The organism is Sporomusa acidovorans (genome assembly GCF_900101845.1).
Lineage (GTDB): Bacteria > Bacillota > Negativicutes > Sporomusales > Sporomusaceae > Sporomusa > Sporomusa acidovorans.
In genome coordinates, this window is the sequence record NZ_FNAM01000024.1 from 76,704 (window position 1) to 89,960 (window position 13,257).

General features: G+C 46.0%; 12 protein-coding genes and 1 pseudogene. 2 read left to right on the forward strand and 11 right to left on the reverse strand.

Annotated elements, in window-relative coordinates:
• Positions 1-8 precede the first annotated feature (8 nt).
• The 11 genes from spoVE to lgt form a co-directional block, all read right to left on the reverse strand.
• Positions 9-1,112 carry a stage V sporulation protein E gene (gene spoVE / locus BLR65_RS16635; RefSeq protein ID WP_093795311.1) on the reverse strand — a complete coding sequence of 368 codons (1,104 nt, stop codon included), beginning with the start codon at positions 1,110-1,112 and terminating at the stop codon, positions 9-11.
• A gap of 12 nt (positions 1,113-1,124) precedes the next feature.
• Positions 1,125-2,492, reverse strand: coding sequence for a UDP-N-acetylmuramoyl-L-alanine--D-glutamate ligase (murD, locus tag BLR65_RS16640; RefSeq protein ID WP_245692848.1), 1,368 nt, complete (start codon positions 2,490-2,492; stop codon positions 1,125-1,127).
• 1 nt (position 2,493) lies between these two features.
• Positions 2,494-3,468: a phospho-N-acetylmuramoyl-pentapeptide-transferase gene (gene mraY, locus BLR65_RS16645; protein WP_093795312.1), complete on the reverse strand. Its 975-nt coding sequence runs from the start codon at positions 3,466-3,468 to the stop codon at positions 2,494-2,496.
• 23 nt (positions 3,469-3,491) lie between these two features.
• Positions 3,492-4,874 (reverse strand): UDP-N-acetylmuramoyl-tripeptide--D-alanyl-D-alanine ligase, encoded by a 1,383-nt coding sequence (locus BLR65_RS16650; RefSeq protein WP_093795313.1) that lies wholly within the window; start codon positions 4,872-4,874, stop codon positions 3,492-3,494.
• Entirely contained in the window at positions 4,867-6,384 is a 1,518-nt protein-coding gene (locus BLR65_RS16655; protein WP_093795314.1) for a UDP-N-acetylmuramoyl-L-alanyl-D-glutamate--2,6-diaminopimelate ligase, read from the reverse strand. The genes BLR65_RS16650 and BLR65_RS16655 overlap by 8 nt, the downstream gene beginning before the upstream one ends.
• A gap of 77 nt (positions 6,385-6,461) precedes the next feature.
• Positions 6,462-8,549 (reverse strand): stage V sporulation protein D, encoded by a 2,088-nt coding sequence (locus BLR65_RS16660; protein ID WP_093795315.1) that lies wholly within the window; start codon positions 8,547-8,549, stop codon positions 6,462-6,464.
• Positions 8,550-8,574: 25 nt separating this feature from the next.
• The gene (gene ftsL / locus BLR65_RS16665; protein ID WP_093795316.1) at positions 8,575-9,033 is read right to left on the reverse strand and encodes a cell division protein FtsL; all 459 of its coding nucleotides are present in this window, start codon (positions 9,031-9,033) and stop codon (positions 8,575-8,577) included.
• Between the two features lie 38 nt (positions 9,034-9,071).
• Positions 9,072-10,013, reverse strand: coding sequence for a 16S rRNA (cytosine(1402)-N(4))-methyltransferase RsmH (rsmH, locus tag BLR65_RS16670; protein WP_093795317.1), 942 nt, complete (start codon positions 10,011-10,013; stop codon positions 9,072-9,074).
• 24 nt (positions 10,014-10,037) lie between these two features.
• Positions 10,038-10,469, reverse strand: a complete 432-nt coding sequence (gene mraZ / locus BLR65_RS16675) for a division/cell wall cluster transcriptional repressor MraZ (RefSeq protein ID WP_093795318.1) — start codon at positions 10,467-10,469, stop codon at positions 10,038-10,040.
• 146 nt (positions 10,470-10,615) lie between these two features.
• Complete coding sequence (locus tag BLR65_RS16680) at positions 10,616-11,446, reverse strand: polysaccharide deacetylase family protein (RefSeq protein WP_245692850.1); 831 nt, start codon at positions 11,444-11,446, stop codon at positions 10,616-10,618.
• A gap of 19 nt (positions 11,447-11,465) precedes the next feature.
• Positions 11,466-12,251 (reverse strand): prolipoprotein diacylglyceryl transferase, encoded by a 786-nt coding sequence (gene lgt / locus BLR65_RS16685; RefSeq protein WP_169717060.1) that lies wholly within the window; start codon positions 12,249-12,251, stop codon positions 11,466-11,468.
• A gap of 184 nt (positions 12,252-12,435) precedes the next feature.
• On the opposite strand from lgt, the gene BLR65_RS16690 reads away from it, so the two are divergent.
• Together BLR65_RS16690 and BLR65_RS16695 are read left to right on the forward strand one after the other, a co-directional pair.
• Positions 12,436-12,633, forward strand: a complete 198-nt coding sequence (locus BLR65_RS16690; protein WP_093795320.1) for a DUF1858 domain-containing protein — start codon at positions 12,436-12,438, stop codon at positions 12,631-12,633.
• Between the two features lie 183 nt (positions 12,634-12,816).
• Positions 12,817-13,257 (forward strand): annotated as a pseudogene (locus BLR65_RS16695) (IS4 family transposase); the annotation flags it as partial.

Sequence of the window (13,257 nt, forward strand, 5' to 3'; positions counted from 1 at the left end):
CCCCTAATTCATTTCAAGCTGACATACCGGGAAATATTAAGGAGTATCCCTACCGCTGCCAGCGTAAAAATTAAAGCCGAACCGCCGAAACTGATAAAAGGCAACGGAATGCCTGTTACCGGCATCGAGGCGGTAACTACCGCAATGTTCATCAGTGCCTGCAAAACAATCATACTGGTTATCCCGCCGGCCAGCAGACTGCCATAAATGTCCGGCGCCGATATTGCTATCTTAAACCCTCGCCAGGCAAATAAGAAAAATAGGATAATTACCGTGGCTGTACCAATAAAACCAAGTTCTTCACCCAATATGGCAAAAATAAAATCAGTATGCGGTTCTGGCAGATAGAGAAATTTTTCCCGGCTGCGTCCCAGGCCGACACCGAATAAGCCCCCCGAACCGATAGCATATAAAGACTGAATAATATGGTAGCCGCTATTTAAGGGATCAGCCCACGGATCGCTAAATGCCAGCAGACGTTTTAGCCGGTAAGGCTCAGCGATAATCGCCGCAATAATACCCGCCACCCCAACAGCGCCCAGCGAGCCTAAATGGGCCAGCTTGGCACCGGCCGCATATAACAAAATAAATACTGTGCCGCTGATAACAAGCGCGGTTCCTAAATCAGGTTCTTTCAAAATCAACCCGAATACCACCAGTAACATCAGCAACTGGGGAATAACTCCCTTCATGAAGTTACCGATTTTATTCTGCACATGTGTGAGGCTGTTGGCGGCAAAAAGTACCATACTTAATTTTGCAATTTCCGATGGCTGTAAATAGAGGGAGCCAAAGCCCAGCCAGCGTCTTGCACCGTTGACTACCTTGCCCAGCCCTGGAATAAGAACCAAAACCAGCAGGATTAAAGTGACGATCATAACAGGTTTCGCTAATTTACGCCACACATGATAATCAATATTCATTGTCAGCAACATGGTCAGGATTCCTAATGTAGCCCAAATCATCTGGCGCTTTAAAAAATAATAGCTGTCATTATAGTTTACAAAGGCAGAAACAGCACTGGAACTATAAACCATTACTATCCCGAAACCCAATAAGCCGATAATGGCAAAAAAGATGACATAATCGGGCGACTTAGGCCTACCTACCATCTCGCTCCCTCCTTAACCTAACCGGCGGACCAACTCTTTGAACACTTTCCCCCGTTCCTCATAATTATTAAACATGTCATAGCTGGCACATGCCGGTGACAATAGCACGACCTGTGGTTGCCGTGCCAGTTCATGGGCCAGCGTCACCGCCTCGGTAAACGAAGCTGCCTGATGGATATTTTGCACGCCTTGCTGCGCTGCCGCTGCCGCAAAACGTTCCTTAGCCTCACCCAAAAGAATGAGGTGATCCACCCGTTCTTTGGCAAGTTTCATGAATTCAGTCAAATCCGTGTTCTTATCCCGCCCGCCGGCAATAAGAATAATGTGGCCGGCAAAAGCCTCCAGGGCTTTAATGGAAGACTCGGGGTTTGTGGCTTTAGAATCGTTGTAATAGGCAACACCGGCGATTTCCGCCACCGGCTCAATGCGATGCTCTACGCCGGGAAAGGTTTTAAGAACTTCGGCCATCGCCGCCGGACGGGCGCCGGCAAAATAGCCGATTGCACAGGCAGCCAGTGCGTTTTCCACGTTGTGACCGCCTTTAATCTTAATATTCTCAACCGCGCAGATAGGAACAGTCTTTCCTTCCCACTGTAAGACAATCTGCCCATCCTTAACAAAAATTCCAGACTCCAGTGGCTGCTGCCGGCTGAAAAAGACGACTTTGCCGGGGGCGCGTTCCGCCATTGTCCGCACAGCTTTGTCATCATAATTTAGAATTAAATAATCTTTTGCCTGTTGTTTTCTAAATATACGCTCTTTAGTTTCTTGATATACTTGCATTGTACGATGCCGGTCCAAGTGATCAGGCGTTAAATTTAATACAGCGGCAATACGCGGACAGAATCGGCTAACGCCTTCCAGCTGAAAGCTGGATATTTCAGCCACAACAAAACCTTCGGCACCAACCTCCAGGGCCTGTTCCGACAAGGCCGCACCGATATTGCCGCCAACAGCTACCTGACGTCCGGTTGTTTTTAAGATCTCCCCCACCAATGTGGTTGTCGTCGTTTTGCCATTTGTGCCGGTAATGGCAACCATTGGCGCCGCACTAAGCCTAAAAGCAATCTCAACTTCGCTTACAACAGCAATCCCCCGTGCTTGCGCAGTGGCAACAAGCGGCAGATATATAGAAATGCCAGGCGACAATACAAGATAGTCTATGCCAGCCAGCAGCTCTTCATTCTGATTTCCCAGCGCCAAACCAATTCCGGCTTCTTTAAGTTCCGTAAAATCCCGGTCAAATTTATCGCCGGGCTTAGCGTCACTTACCGTAACGCTGGCACCCAATCGCTGTAAAATATTGGCAACTGAAATACCACTGATACCTGCACCCAAAATAAGAATTTTTTTGTTAGCGAATTCTGTTTGTCTAATCAATTTATATCCCTCCTGCCCGGCTGACTGCTAAAATGCTTAATGCCACAGCGGCAAATACTGTACCTGCCAGCCAGAATACTGTCACGACTTTTACCTCTGACCAGCCTGAGAGTTCAAAATGATGGTGAATGGGACTCATTTTAAATACCCTTTTGCCGGTTGATTTAAAGGAAATAACCTGAATAATGACCGACAGTGCCTCGATCACAAAAACGCCGCCGACAATTACAAGCAGAAACTCTGTTTTGGTCATGACAGCTACCGCTGCCAGCGCTCCGCCTAAGGCCAGTGAACCGGTATCGCCCATAAATACCTTGGCCGGATAGGCATTATAACGCAAGAAACCGAGACAAGCCCCAGCCATTGCTACGCAAAAAATGGCTAAATGGGGCTTGCCAAAAGCCAGCGCGATGACCGCATACGCCAAAGCTGCTACGGTAGTTGTGCCGGCAGCCAGACCATCAAGGCCGTCGGTAAGATTAACAGCATTGGTTGTTCCTACAAGCACAAGGAAAATAAGCAAATAATATAAGGCGCCAAAATCGACGCTGGCTCCCAGCACCGGTATCCATAAGTCCGTACCGCGTCCAAAATAAATACTGGCAATATAAGATAAGGCCAGAGCCATAATGATCTGGCCCAGCAGTTTTTGCTTGGCCTTAAGGCCCAAGGAACGTTTTAGCACTACTTTAATAAAATCATCTAAGAATCCGATTAAGCCATGACCTAATGTAACAAATAAAGCTAACAATACTTCGGGATCTTTGCCCGCGAATACCAGACTGGCAATAACAAGTGCCAATAAAATTACGATTCCCCCCATAGTGGGAGTGCCTGCCTTGGCATAATGACGCTCTGGTCCTTCCTGTCTGATGCTTTGTCCGAATTTCAGCCGTCTGAGCATAGGGATGAAGAGCGGCCCAGCTATTATGGCAATTGCAAAGGCCATAATAGCTGCATACAACAGTTCTTGCATGGTAACCTCCTAAAATAGGCTTGCTATGAAAGCGATTTGTCTTGAAATGTATGTAGCATAGTTTCCATTTTCATACCGCGAGAGCCCTTAAGTAGAATACAATCTCCAGGCTGGATAACCTGGCGAAGTACCTCAATGGCCTCTTGATGCCCGGCAAAGGAATACGTAGTTTTCACACCGCTCTCGCGAGCAGCAGCAGCAATATGTTTTGCCATTTCTCCCACCGATATAAGAATCGCCACTTCGTTTTCCGCCGCTTGCCTGCCGATTCGCCGGTGAGCTTCAACAGCGGCATCACCTAATTCCAGCATATCGCCAAGTACGGCAATTTTTCTGCCTTTGCTGACGGCCGTCAACGTGTTTAAAGCCGCTGCCATGGATAACGGACTGGCATTATATACATCATTAATTACGGTAATATCGCCGTACCTTTTAACTTCCAGCCGCATGGCACCCGGGACAAAGCTCGTTATCCCGGCTTTTATTTCACTTGGTTTCAGCCCCAATTCCCAGCCTGTTGCAATCGCCGCCAGCGCATTGTAAACATTGTGGATGCCGACCGCTGCTAACGTAACAGGAAAAGAACCGCGCGGGCTGCAACAGTCAAAGGTAGTTATTAATTCACCGTCTTTGCCGGTAACTATATTTTCAGCCCGAACAAAGGCGTCAGGATGTAAGCCGTAAAGGACAACTCTTCCTTGTGCCTTACGCTGCATAGCTCGTACATGAGGATCATCGCCATTAAGTACAACCAAGTCATCGTGACCAATTGCTTCCACTAGTTCTGCCTTGGCAGCAGCGATATTTTCAATGGAACCAAGAATTTCCATATGGGTTTCGCCTACGTTTGTCACAACTCCCACCGTAGGCAACGCAATCTCAGTAAGGGCGTGAATTTCCCCCCGGGCGCGCATCCCCATCTCAACCACAGCGGCTTCGTGGCTTGGTTCCAGTTGTAACAGGGTAAGCGACAAACCGATTTCATTATTAAAATTGGCCTCGGTTTTAAGAACCTTGAACCTGCCTGATAATACCGCAGCCAGCATGTCCTTGGTGGTCGTCTTGCCATTAGAACCTGTCACAGCAACCAGCGGAATAGAAAAGCGCTGACGATGAAACTTCGCTAATGCCTGCAAAGCTTGTAAGGTATTGGTTACTTGTATAACAGTTACCCCTGCCGGTACACTTACTGCCCTGCTGACTAGTAGACCGGCTGCTCCTTTGGCTGCAGCCTGAGCAACAAAATCATTACCGTCAAACCGTTCACCGACGAGAGCGATAAACAAATTGCTTGATTTTATATTTCTCGTGTCAGTAGACACACCGCGAAACACCTTCTTGTCGCCGGCATGAAGCAAATGTCCGCCTGTTGCCTTGAGAATTTCGCTTACACTGAAATCAGCCATTTTCCATCATCTCCTTGATGACCTCGCGGGCAACCTGCCGGTCATCGAAATCGATGGTCTTTTCCTTAAGTATCTGGTAAGTTTCATGACCCTTACCGGCAATCAGGACGACATCCGTTGGCCCGGCCAATTGAATTGCCCGGGTGATCGCCTGCCGGCGGTCAGCAATGACTTCGTAGCTTTTGCCAGGGTGATCCGCTGGCAAAGCTTCTTTGATGCCTGCTTCTATATCAAGCAAAATCTTGTGTGGATCTTCACTGCGCGGGTTGTCAGACGTAGCAAGCACAATATCGCCATACTGAACAGCAAGTTTACCCATAATGGGCCGTTTTGTCCGGTCACGGTCGCCACCGCAGCCAAACACCACAATAATCTTACCTTGAACGAATTGTTTTGCTGTTTTCAATACATTTTCCAAGCCATCAGGTGTATGGGCATAATCAACAATCACAGTAAATGACTGCCCGGCCTGCACCAATTCAAACCGCCCCGGTACGCTGGTAAACCCCGCCAGCGCCTCTTTGATCATGTCAGGTGAAACTTTTTCCGCTAAAGCAGCCCCTACGGCAGCCAGTACATTATACACATTGAACATCCCTGTAATCGTAAGCGTAAGCTCCATATCACCAAAAGGCCCTGTTATGCGAAAGCTGGAGCCGGATGCTTTTACATTAACCTTACTGGCAGTCAAAACAGCGTCATGGTGCTGCACAGCATAACTGATTACCGGACAATCCGAATTCTTTGCCATAATGGCACCTGCGCCGTCATCCAGGTTAATAACAGCCGTTTTGCCTGTTTTTCTATTGGTGGATTGATTCAAGCTGCGAAACAGCTTAGCCTTGGCATCTATATAATTTTCAAATGTCTGATGAAAATCCAAGTGGTCCTGGGTCATGTTGGTAAATATGCCGACATCAAACTCACAACCGGCTACCCGGTTTAACGCCAAAGCATGGGAAGACACTTCCATGACAGCATATTCCATGCCGCTGCTGACCATCGCCGCCAATGTACTTTGCAATTCAATGACATCTGGCGTAGTATTTTTTATTGGCAGTGCTTTATCGTCAATCAAGGTTTGGATGGTCCCTATTAAACCGACTTTATGGCCGGCTTTGCGCAGTATATCGCGAATTAGGTATGTGGTTGTGGTTTTACCATTGGTGCCTGTTACCCCGATCATCCGCAGTTTATGGCCCGGATAATCGAAATAGCAAGGAACAATGGCCTGCATGGCTTCCCGGGTATCCTTAACTTTGATGATCGTAGCACTACCTTCCGGAATGTCTGGGACATCCCGTTCTACCACCACGGCAACCGCACCGCTACGGACAGCCTCGCTAATGAAATTGTGTCCGTCCACATGGGCGCCGGTCAGGCAAAAAAACAAGGTGCCGGGAACCACTTTGCGGGAGTCATGGGCTACTGCTTCAATCGCATGATCAAGTCGTCCCCGAATTAATGGATTTAATAATAATGCCGCTAGTTGTTTTAAATTCTTGGCCATAAAAATTCCTCCTGCCTACAATATAAAATAGCACGTACCTTTCTATTATTTTTACCATTATTCTCTATTTTAACGCCTTACTCAAAATAGATCGTAATACTTGTGCCTGGTAACACTTTGCTGCCCGGCAAAGGATCTTGTTTGGTAACTTTGCCGGTTGTACCGATCGGATTAACGATAAGACCTAACTCCGCCAATGAGTCGGCCGCTTCTCGGGGTGTTCGCCCGGTCAAGTCCGGGACGGTGATTTCCCCTGATGAATAGCGTGGCGTCACGGTATAAAGCAGCACGCTGCCGCCGCCGGGCAGCCGACTGCCGGGTTTGGGAATCTGGTCGGCAATTCTTTCTCCTGATTCCTCTATCCGCGGTTTCAAGCCTGCCTTTTCCAGTTCTTTCACCGCTTCGGGAATGCTCAAATTAATCACACTCGGAACCTGAACATGCGCTTGCTCGCTACCCATATCGGCACTCATGGAAATCTGCGGGTTAACTTTTAGATATTGCAGAACATCTTTCATTATTGCCCCGAATACCGGCGCAGCAATCTGCCCTCCATAGTATAATCCAACTGGCTCGTCAATTACAACTAACATAGCCACCTGCGGATTGTCGGCAGGTGCAAAACCAACGAAGGACGCCACGTATTTCCCCGGTGAATAGCCGCCTGCGCCGACTTTTTGGGCCGTACCCGTTTTTCCGGCAATTTTAAACCCTTCGATGTATGCGTTTTTTCCACTTCCCTGCGATACGACTGACTCCAATATATCGTTAACTTGCTTGGTAACCGCTGTATCCATCACTTGCCTGACGACATCAGGCTGAAATTCCCGAATTACCTGTCCGGACTTTTCCCTGACTTCCTTAACAATTTGGGGCCTTAGCAGTTTGCCGTCATTAGCCACGGCCGCTGCCGCCGTAACCAACTGAACAGGTGTCACGGCAATACTTTGACCGATAGCCATAGTGGCAATGTTGATAGGTGTTGCTTTCGACTGCTCAATCGTTATGCCTTTTGCTTCTCCCGGCAAATCAACATTCGTTTGTTTGCCAAAGCCAAACGCATCAATATAACGGTAGAACGGGTCACGGCCTAACCGTAAGCCCACAGTAACAAAGCCAACATTGCAAGAATTTTGCACAACTTCCGTAAAGGTCTGACTGCCGTGGCCCCCATGTTTCCAACAGTGAATATTGCGTCCCTGCACTTCAATTTCACCCGGATCAAAAAACCGTTCATCCGGCTTAACAACATGCTCCGACATGGCTGCCGACGTAGTAATAATTTTAAAAGTTGAGCCAGGCTCATAGGTGTTGGAAATGGCAATATTCCGCCATAATTTGGGGGAGAACTCGCTAAATTTATTAGGATTATAGTCCGGCCTGTTGGCTAATGCTAAAATTCCGCCATCACGGGGATCAATGGCAACAATCGTAGCCGCTTTCGCCTGAGTCTCTTTCATTACTTTGTCTAATTCCCGTTCAACAATTTGTTGAATAACCAGATCAATCGTCAGATAGATATTATTTCCTTCAACAGGCGGTACAAAGCGGTGAGAAGCGTGAGGGATCTCCTGTCCACGAGCGTCATACTCGATAACAATGCTGCCGGAACGGCCTTTTAAATAACTGTCAAAGGTCATTTCCACGCCGTCCAGCCCCTGGCTGTCAATGCCATTAAACCCCAAAACATGCGCAGCCAAATTATCATGAGGATAATAACGCTGACTTTCCTGAGTCAAACCAATGCCTGGAAGATTAAGCATTTTCACTTGACGGGCCAGCTCTGGTTCAACTTTTCGCTTTATCCAGGAAAATGCCTGCCGTTTTTTTAATTTGTTTGTAAGATTATTTTCATCTAACGCCAAAATAGCAGCCAGTTTGGCTGCTGTTTCTTCCGGGTTGCGTATTTCGGCAGGTATTGCATAAACAGATTCAGTACTAACACTAACGGCTAATTCACGGCCGTTACGGTCATAAATAATCCCCCGTTTGGCCTCAACCGGAATTTCGCGTATTCTTTGATCAATAGCGTTTTCAGATAACCATGCACTTTTATAAAACTGAAGATATAATAAGCGACCAATCAACCCCATCATAATTACCGATATGAAAAGAAAAAGGAGCGCTACCCTCTTTCTGATGGTAACATGCGAAACAGATGCCACTTATCTATCTCCCCCATCATTTAAATTACCGCCCCTTACTCGCCTCCGCTTTATTAACGCCGATTGCGTTCAACATCTTATCAGCAACCCCGTCATTACTGACAACAGGCGCCGGCTGTTGTTGAGTATTTTCAGGCTTAACCGTAGTAGCGTAATACGCATTTTTGGGTACAACCATTCCCAGTTCTTTGGTCGCATATTCTTCAATACGTTGCGGGGATTTAAGTTTGGCAATATCCAGACGCAAGAGTTCATTTTCTTTTTCCATTTTAGCTACTTGGCTTTTGGCCTTAACTAAATCATAACCCGCCTGAACAATCGCGGCACTCTGAATGGTTGTAACCGCAGCCATGACGGCAGCAATAACTACCAGTGTCAGGCACTTAATACGGAGCCGTTTATCCGCTTTTCGTACAATCTTAGGCGCAGGGGATGCGGTTCTCTGCTCGTACTCATGAACCTCTTGTTTTTTATGTACTAACATTTTTATTGTTCCTCCTCACTATTTAGAACAATTTGACACTATAACTTTTCCGCCAGCCGCAGCTTGGCACTGCGAGCCCGGGGATTGTGTTCCAACTCATCTGCAGATGGCAATACCGGTTTTTTTACTACTTTTATTTTGGGCTTTGTATGGCAAACACAAACCGGTAGTTGCGGTGGACAAGTACAGGTTTTAGACAGTTCGTTTAGCGTTTGTTTGGCAATCCGGTCTTCCAGCGAATGAAAAGTAATGATACCAATACGTCCCCCCGGCTTCAATTTTTCCACTGCGGCCAAAAAGGCATCCCGTAAAATTCCCAATTCATTATTAACCTCAATACGAATGGCTTGAAACGTCCGCTTGGCAGGATGCGGCCCATCCTTGCGCGCGCCTTTGGGAATAGCTTTTTTAATGATATCGACAAGTTGCCCGGTCGTAGTAATCCCGCCGTCGACTCTGTTCTCGACAATAAATTTTGCAATTCTTTTTGCCCACCGTTCTTCGCCGTAATGGGCAATCAGATCGGCAAGCTGCTTCTCGTCATAGGTATTCACCACATCAAAAGCTGAAAACTTTGCATCCGGATTCATCCGCATATCAAGCGGCGCGTCCTGCATATAAGAAAATCCCCTGTCGGCAACATCCAGTTGGTGGGAAGATACTCCTAAATCAAACAATATACCATCCACTTGACCGGTTTCCAACCGGTCAAGCACGAGAGTCAAATTACTGAAATTATCTTGCACAATGCTTATCCGGCAGGCAGCGGCTGACAATCGTTCCCGGCCGGCGTGAATGGCTGCGGGATCCTGGTCAATACCAACCAACCATCCCTGGGGCGCCAAACGCGCAGCTAAAGCGGCCGCGTGACCGCCCCCTCCTAACGTGCAATCTACATAGATACCCTGCGGATTGGAAAAAATCCCGTCAATACTTTCTTCTAAAAGGACACTGGTATGTTCAAATTCAAAATTCTGCATCTTTTAACCACTCGTTTCGGTAAATTAAATTCCCAAATCAGCAAGGTTTTCAGCGATTTCGGCAACAGTAGGACTGACTTTAAGATTATATTCATCCCAAGCATTCTTGTTCCAGACTTCAATCCGCGTGGATACGCCTATGACTGCCACATCTTTATCTAACCGTGCATGCTCGCGCAAATTTGGCGGTAACAGCACTCTTCCTTGTTTATCACATTCCAGTTCTGCGGCACCAGAAAAGAAAAAGCGAACAAAAGCTCTTGCTTCCGGTTTGGCTAACGGCAGTTTTTTGAGTTTTTCTTCTAGGATGGCCCACTCATTGCGGGTATATACAAATAAACAATTATCCAATCCTTTGGTGGCAATAAACATTTCCCCCAGTTCTTCACGAAACTTAGCCGGGAAAATCAGCCGTCCTTTATTATCAATTGTATGGAAATATTCTCCCATAAACACGGCTGAGTCACCACCATTTGCAAGAATTCATCCACTTTACACCACTATACACCACTTTTTAGTCTATTCTTGGTAAAAAAAAAAAATCCTGCCTAAAACTTGCAGGATTCTAAAAAAACCAAAAATTGGACTTAAGTCCTAGTTATTTAATTTCGTATCAAGCCAAAGCGCTCGAGGATTGGCGCCGCATTCAGCCTGACAAAAAAACTGCGGAAAGTATGCTGTCCCCTAAAGATCGGTATTCGTTCCAAGGCGTAGGGGTTGCTTTCTGCTCCTGCCTGACCATAACGAATGGTGAAAGCTGCTTTATAGCCTGCCTGTTTAACCATCTCTTCAACCTGGGAATTATAAGCGCCTGTAGGATAGGCAAAATATCGCGTTTTCGTTCCCAAGCGGTACTCGATCTCTTTACGGGAATCAATTAGCTCCGCCATAGCCTGTTCACGCGGAAGCTTGTTAAGAGGAATATGCGATACTGTATGTGAACCAAAAACAAAGCCATCCTGCTGCATTGTTTGTACCTGTTCCCAGGTCATGAAACGCTCATCATGGCCTACCAGGTTAGTAACTAAAAATATCGTAGCTGTAAAACCATATTTTTTCATAACAGGATACGCATTGGTATAATTATCCAGGTAGCCATCATCAAATGTAATGATAATTGGCTTTTCCGGCAATTCGCGATCATGATTCAGATAGGCCATAAGTTGATCAGGCGTAATTGTTGTAAAACCGTTTTTTGCTAAATAGGCCATCTGTTCTTCGAATTCTTGCGGTGAAACCGACAACGCATGATAAAAGTTATCCACCTTGTGATAATTTAAGATCGGAACGTCTGCAAGCGAACTATTTGCAGCACGGTTACTGTCGCGCCCCGCCACCACAGCCGTAGTCCTCATTACCGATGACGACAAGATTACAAGAAATATAAGACCAATAATAAGAAAACATCCCTGACGTCGGCTTATGCGAATCACCCTCTTGCCTCCCTATAACCTAAAATTTCGCTGTCTTTATGAAGTTCCTCCCTATTACCAACAATCCGGTTATGAACATGGCAGTAATACTAACCACCTGCGCTAATCGCCAGCCGCCGATCGTTTCACTATCAAGCCGCAAACCCTCAATAACAAAACGGCCTGCAGAATACAAGAAAAGATAAAATAAAAATAAACTGCCTGGCGCTAATTTATTCGGTCTTTTCACAATCAGCCAGTTCAGTGCAAAAAGTATGCTAAATACAAATAAGTCCCAGCAAAATTCATAAAGAAAAATCGGATGGAAAAAATCAAATTGCTCGTAACCTGGCGGCCGGTATATATAATCAATATAGATGCCCCAGGGAGCATCTGTCGGATAACCAAAAGCATCCTGATTAATAAAGTTGCCCCACTGGCCGATACCCTGCCCCAGAATAAGCCCCGGCGCAACAATATCGCCCCAGCGCCAAAAAGAATTCCTTGTAGCTCGTGAATACAACCAGATTGTCAGAATAACCCCGATAATCGCACCATGTACGGCCAGCCCCCCATGGCTAAGTTGTAAAATTTCGCCGGGACTCTCTGCATAGATTTCCCAATTGACAGCAACATAATATAATCTGGCGCCTACCAAGCCCACAGGTATACTATACAATGTTAAGTCCAAAAATTTATCAGAATTTTCACGGTGCAACCGGACATTGTACCAATTAATAGCAACTGCCACAATAATAGCAGTTGCTAGAATGATTCCAAACCAGCTAAAATTAAACATTCCTATAGAAAAAGCGATTTTTCCCATGAAAGCTCCTAATTGCAGATAAATTTCTGATATAAAGTACATAAAAAAAGTATCGTAGGCGATAATAGTATTATCGTATCTGCCTTCTCTAATTTATAATAAAGTCATGACAAATATTAGTCAAGTATGCTATAATAAATTGTCTTGCCAGCATATTCCATACTGAACTGAAGGAGGTTTTTAAATGACCATTACCAAAGAAATGAGCATTACTGAGGTCGTCCAGCAATATCCTCAAACTGTTCAAGTATTTCGTAACTACGGCATGGGCTGCTTAGGTTGCGCTGCCGCCCGTTTCGAAAACATCGAACAAGGCGCAGCTGCTCATGGTATTGATATAGTCGGACTGATTAATGCCTTGAATGAAGCGGTAAATGCATAAGAACGAAAAAAACAGGGCCTTGAGCCCAATGTCATTAAGTTAACGCATAGGGCATGAATCCCAAAAAGAACCGAGTACAGAAAAAGCGTACCCGGTTCTTTTTTTAATGTAAAAAAGGTTGACAAATAGACGAAAATGTGCGGCGAAGCCCCTTGAATGAATACATTTTGGGAGGTTTCGCTCATGAATTTTTCTGAAAGCGTGAAACAGGTATTGTTGGAAAAAATACAGGAGATGGCAGCCTGTCCTGAACCGTTTGTACGCAATCCAGGCAGTGATTTTACAAGAAAGCGAAAACTCGATTTTGAAACAACCATGCGGTGTCTGATTGCAATGGAAAGCGGTAGCCTGAAAAAAGAACTATTGGAACTTTTCCATTACAATCCTGACACTGCGACGGCATCGGCCTTTAACCAGCAGCGTGAAAAGATACTGCCGGAAGCGTTGGAATTTCTTTTTTTGGAGTTTAGCAAAGCTTTTGCGGAATATCAAACATACCGCGGATATCGATTGCTCGCCTGTGACGGTACAGACTTGAACATCGCACGAAATCCAAGTGACCAGGAAAATTATTTTCAGTCAAATCACGGAGAAAAGGACTTTAATCAACTCCATCTAAACGCT